The sequence below is a fragment of the Streptomyces sp. NPDC030296 genome, from assembly GCF_055572815.1.
Map to the genome: position 1 here is coordinate 145,309 of NZ_JBVICQ010000005.1, position 21,635 is coordinate 166,943.

The following is a 21,635-nucleotide window of genomic DNA, read 5'->3' on the forward strand; positions in this document are numbered from 1 at the left end:
CACCACGACCGCTGGGAAGACCCCGAAGAGGACGGACACCATGGGACGGCCGCGCACACCCCTGCTGGACCGGGAGCGCATCACCACCACAGCGCTCGAACTCGTCGACGCGCAGGGTGATTTCAGCGTGCCGCAGATCGCCAGGCGGCTCGGGGTGCAGACCGGGTCCGTGTATCACCATGTGGACGGCCGGGACGGCATCGTGGAACTGCTGCGCGAGCGGGTCACCGAGCGCATCGACGTGTCCGCGCTGGAGCTGCGCCCCTGGGACGAGGCCCTCGCGGCCTGGGCGCGCTCCTACCGCGCCGCCTTCGCCGCCCACCCCCGGGCCATCCCGCTGCTCATGACGTCCCCGGTGCGGGCCCCGCGCGCCCTGGAGCAGTACGAGCGTGCCGTCACGCTGCTCCTCGACGCGGGCTTCCCCCTCGCCGACGTGATGCCGGTGCTGGTCGCCCTGGAGAACGTCGTCCTCGGTTCGGCCCTCGATCTCGCCGCACCGGAGGCCATGTGGGAGATCGCCGACGAGACGGCCACGCCGCGCCTCACCGAAGCGCTCGACGCGGTCGGCGACCACCGCGCGGACGCCGCCTTCGAGCTGGCCCTGGAGGGCTTCCTTGACCACGCGCGCCGCAGGCGCGAGCCGCACGCGGCGCTCTGACGGCGGCGGAGGCCGGCCGCGTTGTCAGTGGGGGCTGCCACGATGGACCGCATGGACGAGGCGGACGAGGTAGGCGAGGAAGTCATCCCCATTCTCCGTGTCGCGGACGCCGCGGCCGCGGTCGCCTGGTACGAGCGACTGGGCTTCGCCCGGCAGTGGGAGCACCGCTTCGAACCGGGGCTCCCCGCGTTCGTCGAGGTCGCCCGCGGCGGCATACGGCTGTTCCTGTCGGAGCACGAGGGCGACGCCCGTCCCGACACCCTGGTCTATCTGCGGGTGCGCGACGTCGACTCGCTCGCCTCCGCGTTCGGCGTGCCGGTGGAACAGGCCCCGTGGGCGCGCGAGATCGCCCTGCGCGACCCCGACGGCAACCGGCTGCGGATCGGCACGCCGACGCACTGGCGTCTCCCGCGAACCGGACGCGGGAGGGGCGAGAAAACTCCTGTGCGGTGATTCGTACACCTCTGCGATCATCCCGGAATGGCCAACCGTCTCGCATCAGTGGTTCTCCGGCACACGCATCGTCTGCCCGCCCCCGAGGGGTCCGCGGGGGACGGCGCCGCCGCGGCGCGGCAGTTCGACGCCGCATTGCTGTCGGTGGGGTTCAAGCTCTCTGCCGACCTGCTGGCGCACCTGTCGGGGCTGTCGCCGGCCGCCGTGGTGCACACCGCCACGCGCACGCTGCGCACGGTGCGCGAGATGGTGGGCGACCACGTCGCGCACAACACGTACTTCGTCGACTTCCCCGCGAACGTGCCGGACACCGAGGAGTTCTGGACGCGGTGCGTCGCCGAGGCGCTCCGTGACCGCGAGGCGCGCGGCAGCGTGCTCTCCCAGCTGGCGCACGGGGTGCTGAACCTGCTCAGCCTGCCGTCGTACGGCCGCTACCAGCACACCTACGAGGAGATGCTCGCGGTGCAGGACGAGCTGATCGCCTCGGCCGGCGACCGGCTGACGGTCCTGCACCTCGGCGGGGCCCTGGACGACGAGGTCACCGCCCTGTACCTGGCGCTCGCGGGCAGCACCACACCGCTGGGCGAGGAGCACCTCGCCGACCTGAGGGTCCTCGCGGAGCGGTCCGCGACCGGTCCGCAGCCCGAGGCGATCCCGGTCCGGGAGAACCGCGCCGTCGTCAACGAGGCCCGTCTCGCCGTCGGTGCCGACCTGCTCCTGGACACCGTCACCGATGTGCTGCGGCTGGCCTGCGCCCTGTCGGGCGGTGACGTGACGCTGCGGGAGCCGACACGGTTCCGGGCGGTGCCGCGTCCGGTGCGCCGGGCACTTCTCGCGGGCCTGGACGCCGTGGTCGCGGAGAGTCCGGCGAAGCTCTGCGACGTGCACGCGTACCGCGAGCCCTTCAAGCGGCTCGGTGAGCGCCTCCACCCGCACGAGTACCCGCGGTGGCCGCACGCCGCCGAGGTGTTCGCCGTGGCCCGCGGGGAGAAGGATGCCCTGTCCCTCGACAGCCGCGCGCAGCGACTGCTCGGTGACGGCGACGTGCCCGGCGCCGTCGGCCTGCTGCGGACCGCGCCCGGCAAGCTGTTCCGGGCCCTGGACCACCTGCTGCGGATCGCCGCCGGCCAGGAGGAGCGGGACGCGGTGGTGGCCGCGGCCGTGGAGGTCGCCCCGCAGGTGTCGGGCCGGGTCGTGCTGGCGGTGCGCGAGCATCTGCTCAACCGGGAGCGGGAGTCCGGTGAGCGCCGGGTGTTCGTCAACCGCCGGGGCCGGGCCTGGGTCGCCCCCGACGCCAGGCCGGCCGTGCCCGCGGGGGACCGCCAGCGCCTGATCGCCGCCCTCGACGCGGAGCTGCGGCGCCGCCTGCCGGTGCCGGCCAGGCTGCTGGTCGACCCGGACGTCCTGGACGTGGCACTGCCGCTCAGCGGCCGGGCGACCACCGCCGGGCTCGGGGTACTGCCGCGGGGCTCCGCGTCGGCGGTCGAGGGCGAGCTGCTGCGCTTCTTCGTGTACTGGAAGGAGCGCGGGCGGCGGACCGACTACGACCTGTCGGCGCTGCTCCTGAACGCCGACTACAGCACCGACAGCTGGCTGTCGTACACCTCGCTCAAGACGGTCGGGGGCGAGCACTCCGGTGACATCACCGAGGCGCCGGAGGGGGCGTCGGAGTTCATCGACCTGGGTCTGGACCGGGTGCGCGGCACGTTCGTCGTTCCGCAGGTGAACATCTACGCGGGTGAGGGGTTCGACGAGGCCGAGGAGTCGTTCTTCGGGTTCATGCTGCGGGACGGGGAGCAGAAGGGCCGTCCGTTCGAACCGCGCACCGTGCGGATGAAGTCGGAGCTGCGCGGGCCGGGTCGCGTGGCACTGCCGTTGGCGTTCAAGCGGGAGCGGGACGGCCGGTGGAGGGCGAAGTGGCTGCACCTCTATCTGAAGGGCGTCTCCTCGGGCAACCGGGTCGAGGAGAACCAGGCGTCGGTGTCGCGCGTGGTGCGGGCCGTCATGGAGCGGGAGCAGCTCACGGTGCGGTACCTCGTCGGCCTGATGACGGACGCCGACGGGACGACGGCCGTGGAGTCCTGGGACGGCGAGTCCGTCCCGGACGAGCCGGTCACGTACATCGGCCTCGAACGCCCCGAGGGGCTGCACCCGGACTCCCGGATCATCACCCTCGAAAATCTGCGCGACCTGATTCCGGGCTGAGTGCTAACTTGGCCGAAGGCGAGGCCATGAAGGGGCTTCCTTCTCCATTCCTCCTTGAAACGAGTCCTTTCGCTCTCCTCGCCGTGCACGTCGCACCGGGCGGCGCCCGCGTTCACTGCGCGAGCGCCGCCCGTGCCGCGTCCAGGGCCTGTTCGGCGTAGCCGCGGCCGAAGAGCACTGTGTGGACCAGCAGCGGGAAGAGCTGGTGGAGGCCGACGCGGTCCTGCCAGCCGGCGGCGAGGGGCGCCGCCCGCTGGTAGCCGTCGAGCACCCGGCCGAGGTGGGGGCAGCCGAAGAGGGCGAGCATCGCGAGGTCGGTCTCGCGGTGGCCGCCGTGCGCGGCGGGGTCGATGAGCCAGGCACGGCCGTCGGCGCCCCACAGGACGTTGCCGTTCCACAGGTCGCCGTGCAGCCTGGCGGGCGGCTCGGCGGGGCCCGCGAGGTCGGGCAGCCGAGCGCAGACCTCCTCGAACACGGTGGCCTCCGCCGGGCGGATCGTGCCGCCGTCGACGGCGAGCCGCAGATACGGCAGCACCCGGTGCTCGGCGTACCAGCCGGGCCAGTCGGCGCCGGGGACGTTCCGCATGGGGGCGCGCCCGATGGAGGCGTGCTCCGGGCCGCCGGGGGGTGCGGCGCCGAAGGCGGGCGCTCCCGTGGTGTGCAGGGCGGCCAGGGACTCCCCGAAGCGGGTCGCCGCCGCGGCGCCGGGTGAGCCCTGCCGGATCCGGTCGATCACCAGGCGGTCCCCCTCCTGGCCGTGGACCGCCGGCACGGGGACCGCGCCCGCCTCGGCCAACCAGCGCAGTCCGGCCGCCTCCGCCCGCGCCGCGTCCGGCCCGTCGGCCCGCTTGACGATCACCACGCGGCCGTCGTCGAGGGTGACCTCGGTGAGGGCGCCGGAGAGCGGGCGCTCGCCGGCGACCGTAGAGCCGGTGTGCCGTACGGCCAGATCGCCGGGCGCGTCGTGAGCGCTCACGGAGAACCACCTCCAGATCCCATGCGGCCGACCGCGTACCCGGGAACCGTACGGGCCGCGCCCGGCCCGGGTGAAATCTCCGCGGCATGTCGTGCCCTGGCGGCCTTGGCGTGGGGCGGGTGTCGCGCGCCCCGCGCGCCGGGGCCGGGAGCGGATGCTGCCCGTGGTGATCGCCGCCAACGAGCGGTGCGGACTGAAGGCGGCCTATCTGAAGGCCGTCGAGATCCACAACCGGATCATGGAGGCGTTCGAGGAGGAGTCCGCGGCGCTGACCGCCACCTCCCCGCCGATCGAGCGCTACGTCAGCGCGGTCGCCGCTTGGGTGGCCGGCAACCATGAGTGGCACGCCACCGACACCGACCGCTACAGCCTTCCCGACTACTGGTAACGCCCCGTACGGCCGACACCCGATCGCAGGAGCCCGTGTTGACCATCATCGACGCCGTCACCCCGCCCGCCGCCCCGACGCCCGGCCGGCCCCCGACCCCCTCCCCGGCCCGCTCCACCTACCAGCGGAGGGTCGCCGACTACTGGAACGCCGAGGAGAACCCGGTCAACCTCGAACTCGGCAGGATCGACGACCTCTACCACCATCACTACGGCGTCGGGAAGGCCGACTGGTCGGTCCTTGACGACGACACCGACCCCGCGCGCCGCCGGGAGCGTGTCACCGCCGAACTGCACCGCCTGGAACAGGCCCAGGCGGAGCTGCTGGCCCACCATCTGGGTCCGCTCTCCCCGACCGACCGTGTCTTCGACGCCGGGTGCGGGCGCGGCGGCGGCAGCGTGGTGGCGCATCTGCGGTACGGCTGCCACGCCGACGGCGTCACCATCTCCGCGAAGCAGGCCGAGTTCGCCAACGACCAGGCCCGCAGGCGCGGCATCGACGACCGGGTCCGCTACCACCACCGCGACATGCTCGACACGGGGCTGCCCACCGGGGAGTTCGCCGCGTCCTGGAACAACGAGTCCACGATGTACGTCGAGCTGGACCTGCTGTTCTCCGAGCACGCCCGGCTGCTGCGCCGCGGCGGACGCTATGTGACCGTCACGGGCTGCTACAACGACACCTACGGGTGCGCCTCCCGGGAGGTGTCCCTCATCAACGCGCACTACATCTGCGACATCCACCCCCGCTCGGCGTACTTCCGCGCGCTGGCCCGCAACCGTCTGGTCCCCGTCCATGTGCGGGACCTCACGGCTGCCGCCCTGCCCTACTGGGAGCTGCGCAAGCAGGCCGACCATCTGGTCACCGGCATCGAGGACACCTTCATCACCGCCTACGAGACGGCAGTTTCCAGTACCTGCTGATCGTGGCCGACCGCGTCTGACCGGCGCAACGGCGGCAGCGGGGAGGCGAGCGGGAGACAGGTCGGCGCGGATCACGGCTCCGAGGTCTCGGACTCGAGCGCGGTACGGGTCGGCGTGCCGTAGACGCCCGACTCGTCGTCGAGGACGAGGCGGGTGAGCTGGTAGCCGCGGACGGCGCTCTCGACCTCCCGGTCGTACTCGCCGTCGGCGTCCCCGTTGTAGAGGCCGACCTGGCGCAGACGGAGCTGGAGTTCGGTGACTTCGGGGCCCTGGTCGCCGAGGCCGAGGACGGGGTTCTGCTCGGCGCTCCCGGTCGGTCCGGGGCCCGACGTGCGGGTGGCGCCGCTGTTGGACGGGGTCCGGGTCGGGCGGCCGGAGCCGCTCGGGACGGCCGAACTCTCGTCCGGGGTCGCGTCCTCGGAGACGCTCGGGGTGCCCGTCGACCGGCTCGGTGAGGCCGTGCCCGACGGGGTGGGCGTCGGGGTCGTGTCCTCCTCGGATGCCTGGGAGGCCGCTTCCGGGAGCCGGGCCCGGACCTCGTCCGGCAGGGAGCCGTCCCGTTCGGGCGCGTCGTACGAGAAGAGGCCGCTCACGAGGCCGGCCGCCACCAGGGCGGCCACCGCGGCGGCTCCGGCCCCCACCGCGAGCGCTCTTCGGCGTCGCCGCCCGCCCTCGGGACGGCCGGTTCCGACGGCGAGCCGCTCGTCCGGGGTACCCGGCGCCCCCGGGTACTCGGCATGAGCAGGCAGCTCCTCCGTGGGGATGTCGGACGCGTACGCCGGGTCGTGGAGGCCGACGGTGTCGTGGACGTCGGGTGCGCCGGAGGAGTCGGGTGCGGCGGCCGTGTCGTGGGCGCCGGCAGGGTCGTCGCCGACCTTCACGAACGGCCGTATCCGTACGGGGTCGAAGTCCTCGGCGGCCGCCGCCTGCGTCGTTCGGGAGTCGCGGTGGGCCTCGGACGCCTGCTCTGCGCAGGAACAGGCCGGGGTGCCGTCCGCCGCCCGGGGCGTACCGCACTGGGGGCAGACAGGGCCTGTCGGTTCACTCACGCGCGCACTCACTTCGAACGGTCTTCCGGAGTTCTCACTGTCTTCTACACGAAATCCCCAAGATTTGCTTGAAACTCGAACCAGAACTCGTACGGGAGATCGAAAAATGGCCAACCCGGCTCAGCGCGAGATGACGTGACCGGTCGTCGAGTCATCGCGCGCGCCACGGTTCAGGAGCTGCCGACGGGTCAGCCGGCCGACCGTCCTGCGGGGCGCCGTGCGCAGGGTCCGCAGGACCGGCAGCTGATCCGGGGAGAGCCTGGCCCGCTCACCGCCGCCCGCGATGAGCGCGTTGACGGACGCCATCGGGTCACCGCCGAGCTGCCGGGCCACCAACGCGCCGACCACCAGCGGGATCAGCACCACGGCGAGGGCCGAGCCGGTGGCGGTGGCCGTGGCGGTGACGTGCCGGAGGGGGCGCGGGCGCGGGGTGTGCGTGTCCATGACGACAGTGCACCAGCGGTGGGGGCGGCCCGGCACCTGACCGCGTACTCATTCGCGGCGCTCCGGATACTCAGGTGTTCAGTCCCGCGTGGGCACCCGCGCGGTGCGGGCGCCGGACCGCTCCCACCGCTCAGGCCGCCGCCACGGCTCCCCGCTCCCCCGCCGCCCGGTGGATGGGAGTGCCCGATCCGGTCAGCGGTACGCCCGTGCCGCCGCGCCGGCTGGCGACGATCTCCGCCGCGATGGACAGGGCCGTCTCCTCGGGCGTACGGGCCCCCAGATCGAGCCCGATCGGGGACCTGAGCCGGGAGAGCTCCCGCACGCTCAGGCCCACTTCGCGCAACCGGCGCTCCCGGTCGGCGTGCGTGCGCCGGGAGCCCATCGCGCCGACGTACGCGACCGGCATCCGCAGCGCCGTCCTCAGCAGGGGCACGTCGAACTTGGCGTCGTGCGTCAGCACGCACAGGACGGTGCGCGCGTCGGTCTCGGTGCGCCCGAGGTAGCGGTGCGGCCAGTCCACGACGATCTCGTCGGCCTCCGGGAAGCGGGTCCTGGTGGCGAAGACGGGACGGGCGTCGCACACGGTCACGTGGTAGCCGAGGAACTTGCCCGCGCGGACCAGCGCCGAGGCGAAGTCGATCGCGCCGAACACGATCATCCGGGGCAGCGGGACGGACGACTCCACGAGGAGGGTGAGCCCGCCGGGGCAGTGCGATCCGTCCGGTGACAGGTCGACGGTGCCGGTGAGCCCGGCGTCCAGCATCGCCCGGGCCTCGGCCACGGCCGTCCCGTCCAGCTCGGGGTGGCCGCCGAGCCCGCCCTCGTACCCCCCGTCGGGCCGTACGAGCAGGGCCCTGCCGAGGAGTTCGGCCGGGCCCCGGGCGACCCGCACGAAGGCGGCCGCCCCGTCCCCGGCGACGGCCGCGAGCGCCGACCGGAACACCGGGGCGTCCTCGGCGGCCCGGGTGACCGGCGTGACCAGGATGTCGATCACACCACCGCAGGTCAGCCCGACGGCGAAGGCGTCCTCGTCGCTGTACCCGAACCGCTGGAGGACCGCCTCACCGTCCGCGAGAGCCTGCCGGCACAGCTCGTACACCGCGCCCTCCACGCACCCACCGGAGACCGAGCCGATGGCCGTGCCCTCGCTGTCGACGGCGAGCGCGGCCCCGGGCTCCCGGGGCGCGCTGCCGCCGACGGAGACGACGGTGGCGACGGCGAAGTCCCGCCCCTCCTCGGCCCAGCGGTGCAGCTCGGCGGCGAGGTCAAGCATCCGGGGCTCCCGCGAGGAGGACCCGGTCGGGCCGGATGGGCAGGTGGCGGTGGCGTACACCGGTCGCGTGCCAGACCGCGTTGGCGACGGCCGCGGCGGCGCCGACGATGCCGACCTCCCCGATGCCCTTGATCCCGACGGGGTCGTCCGGGTCGTGGTCCTCCACCCAGTGCGCCTCGACGGCGGGCACGTCGGCGTGCGCGGCCACGTGGTAGGCGGCGAGATCGGCGCCGTAGTGGCCGCCGGTGGCCCGGTCCCGTACCGCCTCCTCGTGCAGGGCCATGGAGATGCCCCAGATCATGCCGCCGGTGAACTGGCTGCGCGCGGTGAGCGGGTTGACGATCCGCCCGGCCGCGAAGACGCCGAGCATACGGCGGACGCGGACCTCGCCGGTGGCGGGGTCGACGGCGACCTCGGCGAACTGGGCGCCGTAGGAGTGCCGTTCCTTCTGCGCGAGGGCGCCGAGAGCGGCGGTGGTGTCCGAGCGGACGGTGATGCCCTCGGGCGGTACGGTGCCGCCGGGGGTGAGCCGTTCCCGTAGTTCGGCGGCGGCGAGGTTGATCGCCCAGGACCAGGAGCGGGTGCCCGTGGAGCCGCCGGCGATCATGGCCGGGCCGAAGTCGCTGTCGCCGATCCGCACCCGGACACGGTCCGGCGTGACCTCCAGCGCGTCGGCGGCGACCATGGTGAGCGCGGTGCGCGCACCGGTGCCGATGTCCGCCGCGTTGATCCGCACGGTGAAGGTGCCGTCGGCCTCGGCCGTGACGGCCGCCGTGGAGGGCCCGGCGCCCGCGGTGAAGGAGGCCGCCGCCGTGCCGGTGCCGAGCAGCCAGCGTCCGTCGCGGCGGACTCCGGGGCGCGGGTCACGGTCGGCCCAGCCGAACCGGCGGGCGCCCTCACGCAGGCACGCGGCCAGGTTGCGGCCGGCGAAGGGCAGACCCGACGCGGGGCCGCGCTCGGGCTCGTTGCGCAGACGCAGCTCGATCGGGTCGACGCCGAGCTTCTCGGCGAGTTCGTCGAACGCGGACTCCAAAGCGAACGAGCCCGGCGCCTCGCCCGGCGCGCGCATCCAGGTCGGGGTCCCGATGTCGAGGCGAACGATGCTGTTCACGGTGTGGTGGGCGTCGGCGTCGTACATCACGCGTGACGGCCCGCTGCCCGGCTCGATGAACTCGTGCACCGTGGAGGTGAGGCTCAGACAGCGGTGTTCCAGGGCGCGCAGCCGTCCGTCCGCGTCGGCGCCGAGCCTGATCCGCTGGGCGGTGGGGCTGCGGTAGCCGGCGAGGGAGAACATCTGACGGCGGGTCATGGCGACCCGAACAGGGCGTTGGAGGACGGTCGCGGCCATGACGGCGGCCACCTGGTGGGCGCGGACGCCCTTGCTGCCGAAGCCGCCGCCGACGTGCTCCGAGCGCACGCGCACGGCGGACGGGTCGAGCGAGAAGAGGTTGGCGAGTTCCCCGGCGACCCACATGGTGCTCTGGTTGGAGTCGACGACCTCCAGGCGGCCGTCCTCCCAGCGGGCGGTCGCCGCGTGGGGCTCCATCGGGTTGTGGTGCTCCTCGGGGGTGGTGTACTCGGCGTCCACGACGACGGCGGACGCGGCGAGTTCGGCCTCCAGGTCGCCCTTCTCCGTGGTCGCCGGACCGAAGCCTGCCGCGGGGTACGCCCGCGGGTGGTCGGCGGCGAACTCGATGTCGTGCGGCTCCTGGTCGTAGTGCACGACGAGCGACTCGGCGGCCTCCCTGGCCTGCTCGGAGGTCTCGGCCACGACCAGCGCCACCGGCCAGCCCAGGTGGGGCACCCGGTCGTGCTGGAAGACGGCGGTGGTCGGGTCCGGCTCGGTGCCCATGAGGCCGGGGTAGTCGGTCTCGACGCGCGGGGCGTTGCCGTGGTGCAGGACGGCCAGGACGCCGGGCATCGCCAGCACGGGCGCGGTGTCGAGGCCGCGGATCCGGCCGCGGGCGACGGTGGAGAGCACGAGCCAGCCGTGGGCGAGTCCCGTGAAGGGGATCTCGGCCGCGTAGCGGGCGGCTCCGGTGACCTTGTCGCGGCCCTCGACGCGGGTGTGCGGGCTGCCGACGGCCCGGTGGCGGGCGGCGGGGGCGGTGGTCATCGGGCGGCCTCCTCGGTGAGTCGGGTCAGTTCGGCCACGACGAGGTTGCGCATCAGGGTCACCTTGTAGGCGTTGTGGGGCAGGGGCCGGGCGGCGGCCAGTTCGGCGTCCGCGGCGGCGGCGAAGGTCTCGGCGTCGGCCGTCGCGCCGATGAGGACGCGTTCGGCGGTACGGGCCCGCCAGGGCCGGGAGGCGACGGCTCCGAAGGCCAGACGCACGTCGTGCACGACGCCGTCACGGACGTCGAGGGCGGCGGCGACGGAGCCGATGGCGAAGGCGTACGAGGCGCGCTCGCGTACCTTGCGGTAGCGGGAGCGGGCGGCGACGGGCGCGGGCGGCAGGGTGACGCCGGTGATCAGCGCGCCGGGCGGCAGGGCCGTCTCCCGGTGCGGGGTGTCGCCGACCGGCAGGTAGAAGTCGGCGAAGGGCAGCTCGCCCGGCCCGTCCGGGGTCTCGTAGGACACGACGGCGTCGAAGGCCGCCAGGGCCACGCCCATGTCGGAGGGGTGGGTGGCCACGCAGTGCTCGGAGGCGCCCAGGACGGCGTGGTTGTGGTGCTCGCCCTCCATCGCGGGGCAACCGCTGCCGGGCACGCGCTTGTTGCACGGTTTGGTGACGTCGGCGAAGTAGCCGCAGCGGGTGCGCTGGAGCAGGTTGCCGCCGACGGTGGCCATGTTGCGCAGCTGTCCGGAGGCGCCGGCGAGGACGGCCTGCGTCAGCGCCGGGTAGCGGCGGCGGACCTCGGGGTGGGCGGCGAGGTCGCTGTTGGTGACGGTCGCGCCGATCCGCAGCCCGCCGTCGGGGGTGGACTCGACGCGGTCCAGCGGGAGGTCACGGACGTCGACGAGCCGGGCGGGCCGTTCCACGCCGGTCTTCATCAGGTCGACGAGGTTGGTGCCGCCGCCGAGGAAGCGAGCCTCCGGGTCGGCGTCGAGCAGGGCGAGGGCGCCGGGGACGTCATGGGCGCGCCGGTAGTCGAACTCCCTCACGCGGCGACCTCCTTGGCGGCCGAGCGGTCGGCGGCGGCGCGGGCCACGGCCTCCACGATGGACACGTACGCGCCGCAGCGGCAGAGGTTGCCGCTCATGCGCTCCCGGATCTCCTCCGGTGTGAGGGGTGGTGGGCCGGCCTCGGGCCGTACGTCGTCGGTGGCGGCGCTGGGCCAGCCCGCCGCGTGCTCCTCGATCACCGCGATCGCGGAGCAGATCTGGCCGGGGGTGCAGTAGCCGCACTGGTAGCCGTCCAGTTCGAGGAACGCCTCCTGCACCGGGTGCAGCCGGTCGCCCTCGGCGACCCCTTCGATGGTGGTGATCTCCCGGCCCTCGGCCGCCACGGCCAGTTGGAGGCAGGAGACGTTCCGGCGCCCGTCGACGAGGACGGTGCAGGCACCGCACTGCCCCTGGTCGCAGCCCTTCTTGGTCCCGGTCATGTCGAGGCGCTCGCGCAGGGCGTCGAGCAGGGTGGTGCGGTGGTCGACGGTCAGCGTGTGCTTCTCGCCGTTGACGGTCAGGGTGACGGCGCTGTACGTCGAGGAGGGGGCTGAGGACATGAACAGCCTTCTTTCGCGTATCCGGAACGCGCCCGAGGCAGGCTCCGGCAGGCAGAGGTGTGCGAGGACAGGGGCGGTAGAGTGCCGCGCGGCGCGACGGCAGCGCTAGGATGCAGCAAGCGGACAGGTGTCCGTCTACCCGGACAACCTAACGGACAGGTGTCCGGATCAACAAGGACGGATTCCGGCCAGGGGCCGGTGAGGAGGACGCGTGACAGAGGAGAAGGACCCGCCTCTGCGCTCCGACGCGCGACGGAACCGCGAGCGCATCCTGGCGGTCGCCCTGGAGGAACTGACCCGGTGCGCGGACGCGCCGCTGAACGCCATAGCCAAGAAGGCGGGCGTCGGGCAGGGCACGTTCTACCGCCACTTCCCGAACCGCGAGGCTCTCGTCCTGGAGCTCTACCGGCATGAGATGCAGCAGGTCGCCGACAGTGCGGCCGAGTTGCTCGCGGTCCACCCGCCGGACCGGGCGCTGCGGGAGTGGATGGACCATCTGGCCCGGTTCGCCCTCACCAAGGTCGGGCTCGCGGACGCGATCCGGCAGGCCGCGGGGGCCCCGGGAAGCCCCGGAAAACCTGGCCCCGCCCCGGTGCTCGCGGCCGCCGAGGTGCTGCTGCGCGCGGCCGAGGAGGCCGGCACCATCCGGCCCGGGGTGAGCGCGGACGACTTCTTCCTCGCCATCGCGGGGCTCTGGCAGATCGGCCCGAGCGAGGACTGGCAGGCCCGGGCCGGCCGTCTGTTGGATCTCGTCATGGACGCCCTGCGCGCGGGGGCGCCGAAGCGGTGAGAGACCGTCGGAGAGCCGGCCGCTCTCGGGTGCGGCGGCCCTCCGGCGGTCGGCCGGGTCAGGACTTCTTGAGCTTGTACGCGTTCTTCACGGTGATCGCGAAGGTCGACGCCCGGTCGGTGCCCTTGACCCTGAGGCTGACGGAGCCGTGCCCGTTGCGGTCGAGATGCTCGGCGGGCAGCGTGGCGAGCGAGGGATGCGCGATCAGCGCCCGGTTCTTCACCACCGGCACCCGCCGCCACGTCGCACCGCCGTCGAAGGACGCCTCGACGGTCAGCGCACGCACCCGCCCCCGTGCCTGGTCACCGGTCCGCTGGAGCGTGAACGGCACGGCGACCGTACGGCGGTCCGCGACACGGGACCACGTGTCGACCGGCGGCGCGAACCGCACACCGGTCAGCGGCAGCGCGGCCGTCGTCCCTTCGGCGGTCCGCCCCGAGCGGAACGTCCACACGCCGTCGACCTCGGTGCTCACGGCGTTCCACTGGCCGCGGTCGGCGTGGGCCCTGAGGGTGTACGTCCCGGTGTCCGCCGGCACCTCCCAGGCCGCGAGGGCGGTGTTCCGCGGGAACTCCTCCGCACCGTCGCGGCTCTTGCCGAGCTGCTCGCCGCCGCGGCTGAGGGTGTAGGAGTAGGTGGCGTACAGATCGTCGCTGGTGAACAGGTGCCTCGGGTCGGAGTCGCCGCCGAGCGGCAGGTCCACGGTGACGGTGTCCCCGGTCCGGGTGAGCCGGCGGCCGTCGGGCGCGAGTGCGGGGGCGCCCGCCGGACGGTTCCAGTGCTCGGTGCGGGGGCCGGGCCGGAAGACCTCGGGCCGGGTGAGCAGCGCCCGGTGCTCCAGCGGGTCGAAGCTGTCCGCGTTCTGCCAGCCCCACCGCAGCTCCTGCGCCCAGGCGACGTCCTCGGACGCGGTGAAGAACTCGGTACGGGTGCCGGGCGAGGGGACGTTGACACGTCGTCCGCCGACCGGAACGCCCTTCACGGTCGCGGTGGCCAGCTTCGACTTCAGTGGGAAGGGCCCGTCGAAGTCACCGGTCCGCTCGGCGGCGTGGTAGCGCGCCTTGGTTCGCGCGAGCTGGGAGTCCCTGACCCGTCCGGTGAGGTCGGCCGGGACGCGGCCCTCGCGGAAGGCTGCGAGGTGGTACACCGGCCCGGTGGCCGTCGGGTAGGAGTACTCGCCGTCGCCGGGGGCGCCGTCGGGCGCCTTTCCGTACAGATAGCCCTCGGCGAGGTCCTCGCGGAAGTACGCCGTGTACCGGTTGCCCTTGGCGCGGGTCCTGGACGGCACCGCCCAGCAGTCGGGCGCCCGGTGCCTGAACTGCACGTCGGTGTGGAGGGAGAGAGGGCCGCGCTCCCCCGCCGGGGCCTTCGCCTGCCGTTGGGCGACCCCGACCTGGCGGTAGATGTTCTCGGCCTCGCGGTCGTCGACCTTGTGGGCGAGTCTGCGTGCCGCAGTGCCGCCCAGGGTCAGTTCGGTCGCCTTGTCGACGCGGACGCGGGGCTCACCGGCGAGGACGATGTCGCTGTCGAACCAGTACGAGTCGTCCTCGTGGCGGCCGATGAACGCCGAGACGGCGTAGGTGCCCGCGGGGACCCGGACCTCGATCTTCGAGCCGAGGGTGGCCAGTTGCGGCTCCTCGAACGGCTCCAGGGACCGGTCGAGCGGCAGGAGGTCCACGAGGGAGATGCCGTCGGCGCCCTCGCCCAGGTGGTCACGGAGGTTGAGGGTGAGCTGGTGGCTCTCGGGTTCGAGACTGAGGCCGACCGGGACGCGTACGGCCGTGGAGCCGGACGCGGCGGTCAGCAGGGCCGAGAGGGCGCCGCCCGTGCGGATGCCGTTGTCGTGGAACTCGACGGCCACGGAGGCCGTGCCCCCGGCGGGGACGGCCACCCGGTCCTCGGCCAGGGCGAGCAGAGTGGTGGGCAGGTTCCCACGGGTGGACTTCACGTCGAGGGTGAGGTCGAGGGTGATGTCCTCGGCGGTCTCGTTGGTGAAGGACACCTTGCGCCGGGTGTCCTCCGCGGCGCGCGGCCAGGACAGCCGGCCGAAGTCCAGGGCGGACGACGTGGCCGTGACCCGCTGGTCCACCGCCCGTTCGGCGTCGACCAGTCCGGAGCCCTGGTCGTAGACGCTCTCGCCGGCACCGGGCCGGGCGCTGGACACCAGGGCGAGGGCCACCTGCCGGGGCGTCCAGTCGGGGTGGGCCTGCATCACGAGGGCGGCGGCACCGGCGACGGCGGGCGAGGCCATGGACGTACCGGACAGCCGGGTGTAGGCGTCGTCGACGGGGCCCTCGGGGCCGGCCGGGTCGACGTCACCGATGGGGGTGTCCTTGGCGCGGGCCGCCGTCACGGCGACACCGGGAGCCTTGATGTTGGGCTTGACGCTGTGGTCGCCGAAGAGGGGGCCACGGCTGGAGAAGCTCGCGACGGCGTCGTCACCGCCGGCCGCGCCCACGGCCAGCGCGCCCTCGGCGGCCGCCGGCGGGGAGACCGTGTAGGAGCGGGGTCCGTCGTTGCCGGCGGCCACCACGGGCAGCACACCGCGCTCCAGCAGGGCGTCGGTGGCCAGCGACCAGGGGTCGGTGCCGTCGCTCAACGCCCGTGCGCCTAGGGACATGTTGACGATGTCGACGCCCTCGTCGGCCGCCCACTCCATACCGTCGATGACGTGGGAGACGGAGCCGATCGGGCCGGACAGCACACGGGCGCTCAGGATCTCGGCGCCGGGCGCGACACCGGCGTACCGGCCGTCGGACGCGGCGCCCGTCCCGGCGATGATCCGGCGACATGGGTGCCGTGGCCGTCGATGTCGCTCTTCTCGTCGTCCCAGGAGATGAAGTTCTCCGCCTTGGAGACCCGCCGCTCCAGGTCGGGGTGGGTGGCGCGCACCCCGGTGTCGATCACGGCGACCTTGACGCCACGGCCGTCGAGGCCGCGCGCTCTGAGGCCCTTGGCGTTGATCTGCCCGACCGGGTCGGAGACCGCGACGTCGCCGTCCGGGGTGGCCTCCGGTTCGTCGGCCGCGCTCCCTTCGCCGGTGAGCTCGACGGGGGTGTCCAGCCACACCTTCCGCACGGCGGGCGCGAGTGCGGGGTCGGCGCCGTCCTCGGAGGTGGTGAGCGTCCGCCACAGGGCGCCGCGGTCGTTCTCGGGCAGGGTCACGGCGGTGGCGTCGATCGACTCCAGCGCCACCGTCTTCCCGGGCAGCGCATCGGCGCGGGTGGCGGCGGGCAGCCGGGGGCCGCGGTGGCGGACGATGAGGGGCAGGCCCCGGTCGCCGAGGGCACCGTCGTCGTAGCCGAAGCGGTGCAGGGCGCCGAGGTCGAAGAGCTGGTCGTCGACGGCGCCGGTGGCGACCAGCGGCGCCACGTCCATGGGGATGACCTGGAGGTCGGCGCCGCTGCCCCGACGGACGAAGCCGATGCCCTCGCGGCCCTCGCCGGGCTCGATGTCGACGCGGGGCTCGCCCCGTTCGGCGCCGACGGTCACGACGTCGCCGGTGACGAGGGTGAACCGCTTGCCCTTGAGCGAGACGGCTCCGTCCACCGCCGGGGAGGCGGGGGTGGCTGCCGGGGCGGAGGGAGTCGAGGAGGTGGAGGGATTGGAGGGGTTGGAGGGGGTGGCCGCGGCGGATAACCCGCTCGGGGTGGTCACGAGCAGGACGGCGGCCAGGGCGCCGCCCGTCCATGCCGGGACACGTGGTCTGGTCACACGAACTCCGTTCGAAGTGGGGGGTGTTGAAGGAGATGCGAATGTGAACGAAGGAACGCGTCACACGGCACCGAAGAGGTGATCGTTTTCTAAGAGGGTCAACTGCCTTTGATCACAAGGGAATTGGACCGTACAACGCACACGTCTTGACGCGTAAATGACAACAGTGGCATGTTCCCATGGGAGCGCTCCCATCTCACCAGGGAAGGGAACACCATGCGCAGCACCCGCCACTCCCCCACCCGGATCCTTCCGCTTCTCGGCCTGTCGGCCGCCCTGCTCCTTCCCCTCACCCTCCCCCTCGCGCCGCCGGCCTCAGCCGCCACGGCGAAGGGACCGGCCGCCGATCCGGTGCGCATCATGCCGCTCGGCGACTCCATCACCGGCTCGCCCGGCTGTTGGAGAGCCGTGCTGTGGAACCGGCTGCGAAGCGCCGGCTACACGGACATCGACTTCGTCGGCACCCTCGGCCCCCAGGGCTGCGGGCAGGCCCACGACGGCGACAACGAGGGCCACGGCGGCGAACTCGTCACCGACGTGGCGGACCGGAACCTGCTGCCCGCACGGCTCGCCGCGACCCTTCCGGACATCGTTGTCATGCACTTCGGCACGAACGATGTGTGGAGCGGCGTCTCCCCCGACCGCATCCTCGCCGCCTACACCAAGCTCGTCGGGCAGATGCGGGCCTCCAACCCCGACATGAGGATCCTCGTCGCCCAGATCATCCCCATGAACCCCAGCACCTGCGCGGGCTGCGCGCAGCGCGTCGTCGACTTCAACGCGCGGATCCCGGCCTGGGCACAGGCGACGACCACCAGCCGCTCGCCGGTGACCGTCGTCGACCAATGGACCGGCTTCGACACGGCCGCCCACACCTATGACGGGGTGCACCCGAACGCGACCGGCGACAACAAGATCGCCGCCCGCTGGTACCCGGCGCTGAGTGCCCTGCTGGAGCCGGGCTCCGGCGACCCCGGTGACCCGGGCGACGGGCCGTGCACCACGGCCTTCCGTGCCGTCAACGTCTGGCAGGGCGGCTACCAGGGCGAGGTGACGGTGACCAACACGTCCGCCTCTGCCGTCCCGGGTTGGACCGCGACCGTCGTACCGGCCGGAGGGGCCCGGCTGACCCAGGTCTGGAACGGCACGATGAGCACGGCGGCCGACGGGACGGCCACCGTCACCAACGCCCACTGGAACGGCACGCTCGCCCCCGGCGCCCGCACCACGTTCGGCTTCATCGCCGACACCTCGACGACCTCCGGGACACCGTCGGCGACCGTCACCTGCACGGCGAGGGGCGTCGCCGGCAGATGACGGTGGGCCCCGCCGAACGATGCGGGCCGGGGCCCGTAGCGGCCGTCGCCCGGACGGCGGCGCCGTCCGCCGCCGGGTGACGGCCGTCCCGCACCGCCCCCCACACACACCGACGGACGACCCTCACGCCCCCCTTCTCCCCACCCCCACCTCACCTGGAGCCGCGATGAGAACCCGTACGCCGACCGTCCGCCGTGTGGCCACAGTGGCCGCGGCCCTCCTCGGGCTGCTGCTGCCCCTGTTGGCGACCGGCCCGTCCGCGCAGGCCGCGCCCACCGGTTTCCGCATCCAGAACGGCCGGCTGCTGGAGCGCTCCGGCAACGACTTCGTGATGCGGGGCGTGAACCACGCCCACACCTGGTACGCGAACCAGACCAGCTCCCTGTCGCACATCAAGGCCAAGGGCGCCAACACGGCGCGCGTGGTGCTCTCCAGCGGTGACCGGTGGACGCGCAACGACACCGCGGAGGTGGCGAGCGTGGTCGCGCGGTGCAAGCAGAACCGGCTCGTCTGCGTCCTGGAGGTGCACGACACCACGGGTTACGGCGAGCAGAGCGGAGCCGTCACGCTGTCACGGGCCGCCGACTACTGGATCAGTGTGCAGAGCGCGCTGGCCGGTCAGGAGGACTACGTCATCGTCAACATCGGCAACGAGCCGTACGGCAACAACAACTACGCGGGCTGGACCGCCGACACCAAGGCGGCGATCCAGAAGCTGCGCGCCGCCGGCTTCCAGCACACGATCATGGTGGACGCCCCCAACTGGGGCCAGGACTGGGCGTTCACGATGCGTGACAACGCGGCGTCGGTCTTCGCCGCCGACCCGGACGCCAACACGATCTTCTCGATCCACATGTACGGCGTCTTCGACACGGCCGCCGAGATCACCGACTACCTGGGCCGCTTCGTCGCCGCGAAACTCCCCATCGTGGTGGGCGAGTTCGGGCACGACCACTCGGACGGCAACCCCGACGAGGACACCATCCTGGCCACCACCCAGCAGCTCGGCCTCGGCTATCTGGGCTGGTCGTGGAGCGGCAACGGCGGCGGCGTCGAGTATCTGGACTTGGTCACGAACTTCGACCCGAACCAGCTGACCAGTTGGGGCCGGCGACTCTTCGAGGGTGCGAACGGTATCGCCGCCACCTCGAAGGAGGCCGCGATCTACGCCTCCTCCGGCGGCGGCGACACCACTCCCCCGACCGCCCCAGGTACCCCGACCGCGTCGTCGGTGACCTCGTCGTCGGCCAGGCTGGCCTGGGCCGCCGCGACCGACGCGACCGGTGTCACCGGCTACGACGTGGTCCGCGTCAACGGCACGACGGAGACACCGGTGACGACCACCACCGGCACGTCCGCCACCCTCACCGGGCTGGCGCCGTCGACGTCGTACGTGTTCGCCGTCTACGCCCGTGACGCGGCCGGGAACCGTTCGCCGCGCTCCGGCACGGTGAGCGTCACGACACCGTCCGGCGGCACTACGGCGTCCTGCTCCGTCGGCTACCGGGTGACGAACGAGTGGCCCGGCGGTTTCCAGGGCGAGATCGTCATCCGCAACACCGGCGCCTCGGCGGTCAACGGCTGGACCCTGCGCTGGTCGTTCCCCGACAGCCAGCGGGTCACCAACCTGTGGGGCGGCACCGTGGCGCAGAGCGGCGCCGACGTCACCGTGACCTCGGCCCCCTACACCGCGAACATCCCGGCGTCGGGCTCCGCCACCCTCGGCTTCACGGCCGGCAGGGGCGGCACGAACCCGGCACCGACGGCGTTCTCGCTCAACGGAGCCGCCTGCGCGTCGGCATGATCCCCGCGCCGCGGGCCGGGGCGAGCGGTGTCACCGCTCGCCCCGGCCCGTGGTGCTTCGGCTCCGCCGTCCCATGACGGCGGGCGCCCTCCGGCGCCGCGAACGGTCAGCCGGCGCTGCCGATCAGCTTCCAGGGCTCATGGTCGGAGTCGGCCCCGGTGCCCGGAGCACTGCCCTTCGTCCCCCACCTGGCCTTGCAGACCTTGCCGTTGTACCTACGCCGCGCCACCCGGTCCCGCCCCGTCCCCCTTGAGTCGTTCCAGGTCGGACGGGCGGACCTGGATGGCGAGGACGGCTATGAGCGCGGCGATCACCGTGAAGATCGCGGCCATGACGAACGCGGCCGAGACGCCGGCGGTGAGGATCTCGTCGCTGTAGGGCGGCGGGAGTTGGCCGGTGCGTTCGAACTGGAGGCGTTCGAGCGGGGTGGCCTGGGAGAGGAAGCGGGGGATCTGGTCCTCCGCCTCGTTCCTGCTGGCCGTGCCGTACATGGTGACGAGGATGGACAGGCCCAGGGAACCGCCGACCTGCTGGGTGGCGTTGAGGAGCCCGGAGGCCGCGCCGGTCTCCTGGGTGGCGACGTCGGACAGGGCCATCAGGGTCAGGGAGACGAACTCCATGCCCATGCCCAGGCTGAACACCAGCATCGGGCCGAGGACGCTGCCCGCGTACGTGGAGTGCACGTCGGTCAGGGTCAGCCAGCCCAGGCCGGCCGCCGCGAGGATCGCGCCCACCACCATGAACGGCTTGGGCCCGTACACGGGCAGGAACCGCGACGCCAGCCCGGCGCCGATCGCGATCACCGCGCTGACCGGCAGGAACGCGAACCCGGTGGCCAACGGGCTGAAGTCCAGCACGTTCTGCACGAAGAGGGTCAGGAAGAAGAACATGCCGAAGATGGCGGCGGCGAGGCACAGCATGATGCCGTACGTGCCCGCGCGGTTGCGGTCGGCGAACATGTGGAGCGGCGTGATCGGCTGCCGGGAACGCTTCTCCACCAGGACGAACAGCAGGAGGAGGACCACGGCGCCCGCGAACGACGCCAGCGTCAGCGCGTCCCGCCAACCCTCCTGGGCGGCGCGGATGAACCCGTACACCAGGAGCACCATGCCCGCGGTGGAGGTCAGCGCGCCGGTGACGTCGAAATGGCCGGGGTGCCGCTCGGACTCCCGGATCCAGCGGGGAGTGGCGAGCACGATGAGCAGGCCGATCGGCACGTTGACGAACAGCACCCACCGCCAGTTGAGCCACTCCACGAGGACACCCCCCGCGAGCAGCCCGATCGCGCCGCCGCCCGCCGAGACCGCCGCGAACACGCCGAACGCCCGGTTGCGTTCGGGGCCTTCGCGGAAGGTCGTGCTGATCAGGGCGAGGGAGGTGGGGGACGCGATGGCGCCGCCGACACCCTGGAGGGCTCGGGCGGCGAGGAGTTGACCGGCGTTCTGGGCGAGGCCCCCCAGAAGGGAGGCCAGGACGAACAGCAGGACGCCGAAGATGAAGACGCGGCGTCGGCCGAGGATGTCACCGGCCCTGCCACCGAGCAGCAGCAGACCGCCGAAGGTGAGCGTGTAGGCGTTCACCACCCAGGCCAGGCTGGTGGTGGAGAAGTCCAGGGAGCGCTGGATGTCCGGCAGCGCGATGTTCACGATCGTGATGTCGAGGACGACCATCAGCTGGCAGGAGGCGATCACCAGCAGCGCCATCGCGCTCCCTCCACCACCTGATTCCCGGGTGGTGGTCTCTACTGGGGAGGTCGACTGAGGATCGCTGCTCATGGCATGTCGCTCGGCACTGATCGGCGGAACGTGGACGGAAGGCCCACTCATGCGTCCGTTGTTCGACCGTACGCCCGCGCCATGCCCCTCACCACTCGGGCCACTCAGGTCACCACTCGGATCGCCACCCGGGGCAACCGCGGGTCGAAAACCTGTACCGGCGTGCGGACGGTGAGGGCTATGCTCACCGCGATGACGACT

15 protein-coding genes and 3 pseudogenes are annotated in these 21,635 nt (G+C 73.0%); 8 read left to right on the forward strand and 10 right to left on the reverse strand.

The window, feature by feature from the left end:
* The first annotated feature begins 40 nt into the window (after positions 1 to 40).
* From ACZ4Z3_RS16105 to ACZ4Z3_RS16115, 3 genes are read left to right on the forward strand one after another with little or no spacing between them, the layout of a single operon-like run.
* The gene (locus ACZ4Z3_RS16105) at positions 41 to 658 is read left to right on the forward strand and encodes a TetR/AcrR family transcriptional regulator C-terminal domain-containing protein (protein WP_468501575.1); all 618 of its coding nucleotides are present in this window, start codon (positions 41 to 43) and stop codon (positions 656 to 658) included.
* A 51-nt stretch (positions 659 to 709) separates the two neighbouring features.
* The gene (locus ACZ4Z3_RS16110) at positions 710 to 1,111 is read left to right on the forward strand and encodes a glyoxalase superfamily protein (RefSeq protein ID WP_468501576.1); all 402 of its coding nucleotides are present in this window, start codon (positions 710 to 712) and stop codon (positions 1,109 to 1,111) included.
* A 27-nt stretch (positions 1,112 to 1,138) separates the two neighbouring features.
* Positions 1,139 to 3,316, forward strand: coding sequence for a TerD family protein (locus ACZ4Z3_RS16115; protein ID WP_468501577.1), 2,178 nt, complete (start codon positions 1,139 to 1,141; stop codon positions 3,314 to 3,316).
* A 112-nt stretch (positions 3,317 to 3,428) separates the two neighbouring features.
* Here ACZ4Z3_RS16115 and ACZ4Z3_RS16120 read toward each other — a convergent pair whose 3' ends face one another.
* Positions 3,429 to 4,292, reverse strand: a complete 864-nt coding sequence (locus ACZ4Z3_RS16120) for a fructosamine kinase family protein (RefSeq protein WP_468501578.1) — start codon at positions 4,290 to 4,292, stop codon at positions 3,429 to 3,431.
* Positions 4,293 to 4,449: 157 nt separating this feature from the next.
* On the opposite strand from ACZ4Z3_RS16120, the pseudogene ACZ4Z3_RS16125 reads away from it, so the two are divergent.
* Both ACZ4Z3_RS16125 and ACZ4Z3_RS16130 read left to right on the forward strand, forming a co-directional pair.
* Positions 4,450 to 4,680: pseudogene (locus ACZ4Z3_RS16125) on the forward strand (family 2 encapsulin nanocompartment cargo protein terpene cyclase); the annotation flags it as partial.
* 47 nt (positions 4,681 to 4,727) lie between these two features.
* A pseudogene (locus tag ACZ4Z3_RS16130) lies at positions 4,728 to 5,623 on the forward strand (geranyl diphosphate 2-C-methyltransferase).
* 51 nt (positions 5,624 to 5,674) lie between these two features.
* Here ACZ4Z3_RS16130 and ACZ4Z3_RS16135 read toward each other — a convergent pair.
* The 6 genes from ACZ4Z3_RS16135 to ACZ4Z3_RS16160 form a co-directional block, all read right to left on the reverse strand.
* Positions 5,675 to 6,652 carry a peptidoglycan-binding domain-containing protein gene (locus ACZ4Z3_RS16135; RefSeq protein ID WP_468501579.1) on the reverse strand — a complete coding sequence of 326 codons (978 nt, stop codon included), beginning with the start codon at positions 6,650 to 6,652 and terminating at the stop codon, positions 5,675 to 5,677.
* A gap of 120 nt (positions 6,653 to 6,772) precedes the next feature.
* Positions 6,773 to 7,096, reverse strand: coding sequence for a hypothetical protein (locus ACZ4Z3_RS16140; RefSeq protein WP_468501580.1), 324 nt, complete (start codon positions 7,094 to 7,096; stop codon positions 6,773 to 6,775).
* 130 nt (positions 7,097 to 7,226) lie between these two features.
* Complete coding sequence (locus ACZ4Z3_RS16145) at positions 7,227 to 8,369, reverse strand: XdhC family protein (protein ID WP_468501581.1); 1,143 nt, start codon at positions 8,367 to 8,369, stop codon at positions 7,227 to 7,229.
* Entirely contained in the window at positions 8,362 to 10,485 is a 2,124-nt protein-coding gene (locus ACZ4Z3_RS16150) for a xanthine dehydrogenase family protein molybdopterin-binding subunit (protein ID WP_468501582.1), read from the reverse strand. The genes ACZ4Z3_RS16145 and ACZ4Z3_RS16150 overlap by 8 nt, the downstream gene beginning before the upstream one ends.
* Positions 10,482 to 11,474, reverse strand: a complete 993-nt coding sequence (locus ACZ4Z3_RS16155) for an FAD binding domain-containing protein (RefSeq protein ID WP_468501583.1) — start codon at positions 11,472 to 11,474, stop codon at positions 10,482 to 10,484. Before ACZ4Z3_RS16155 ends, ACZ4Z3_RS16150 begins: the two co-directional genes overlap by 4 nt.
* A complete protein-coding gene (locus tag ACZ4Z3_RS16160) occupies positions 11,471 to 12,034 on the reverse strand; it encodes a 2Fe-2S iron-sulfur cluster-binding protein (protein WP_468501584.1) in 564 nt (187 codons plus the stop codon). Before ACZ4Z3_RS16160 ends, ACZ4Z3_RS16155 begins: the two co-directional genes overlap by 4 nt.
* Positions 12,035 to 12,245: 211 nt before the next feature.
* Here ACZ4Z3_RS16160 and ACZ4Z3_RS16165 point away from each other — a divergent pair, with 211 nt between their 5' ends.
* Positions 12,246 to 12,824: a TetR/AcrR family transcriptional regulator gene (locus tag ACZ4Z3_RS16165; RefSeq protein ID WP_468501585.1), complete on the forward strand. Its 579-nt coding sequence runs from the start codon at positions 12,246 to 12,248 to the stop codon at positions 12,822 to 12,824.
* Positions 12,825 to 12,882: 58 nt separating this feature from the next.
* Here ACZ4Z3_RS16165 and ACZ4Z3_RS16170 read toward each other — a convergent pair.
* Positions 12,883 to 16,202, reverse strand: a pseudogene (locus ACZ4Z3_RS16170) (S8 family serine peptidase).
* Positions 16,203 to 16,754: 552 nt separating this feature from the next.
* On the opposite strand from ACZ4Z3_RS16170, the gene ACZ4Z3_RS16175 reads away from it, so the two are divergent.
* Together ACZ4Z3_RS16175 and ACZ4Z3_RS16180 are read left to right on the forward strand one after the other, a co-directional pair.
* Positions 16,755 to 17,855: a GDSL-type esterase/lipase family protein gene (locus ACZ4Z3_RS16175; protein WP_468501586.1), complete on the forward strand. Its 1,101-nt coding sequence runs from the start codon at positions 16,755 to 16,757 to the stop codon at positions 17,853 to 17,855.
* A gap of 166 nt (positions 17,856 to 18,021) precedes the next feature.
* Complete coding sequence (locus ACZ4Z3_RS16180; protein ID WP_468501587.1) at positions 18,022 to 19,659, forward strand: cellulase family glycosylhydrolase; 1,638 nt, start codon at positions 18,022 to 18,024, stop codon at positions 19,657 to 19,659.
* A gap of 106 nt (positions 19,660 to 19,765) precedes the next feature.
* Here ACZ4Z3_RS16180 and ACZ4Z3_RS16185 read toward each other — a convergent pair whose 3' ends face one another.
* The gene (locus ACZ4Z3_RS16185; protein ID WP_468501588.1) at positions 19,766 to 19,888 is read right to left on the reverse strand and encodes a hypothetical protein; all 123 of its coding nucleotides are present in this window, start codon (positions 19,886 to 19,888) and stop codon (positions 19,766 to 19,768) included.
* Complete coding sequence (locus tag ACZ4Z3_RS16190) at positions 19,875 to 21,362, reverse strand: MFS transporter (RefSeq protein ID WP_468501589.1); 1,488 nt, start codon at positions 21,360 to 21,362, stop codon at positions 19,875 to 19,877. The genes ACZ4Z3_RS16185 and ACZ4Z3_RS16190 overlap by 14 nt, the downstream gene beginning before the upstream one ends.
* Positions 21,363 to 21,635: the final 273 nt, after the last annotated feature.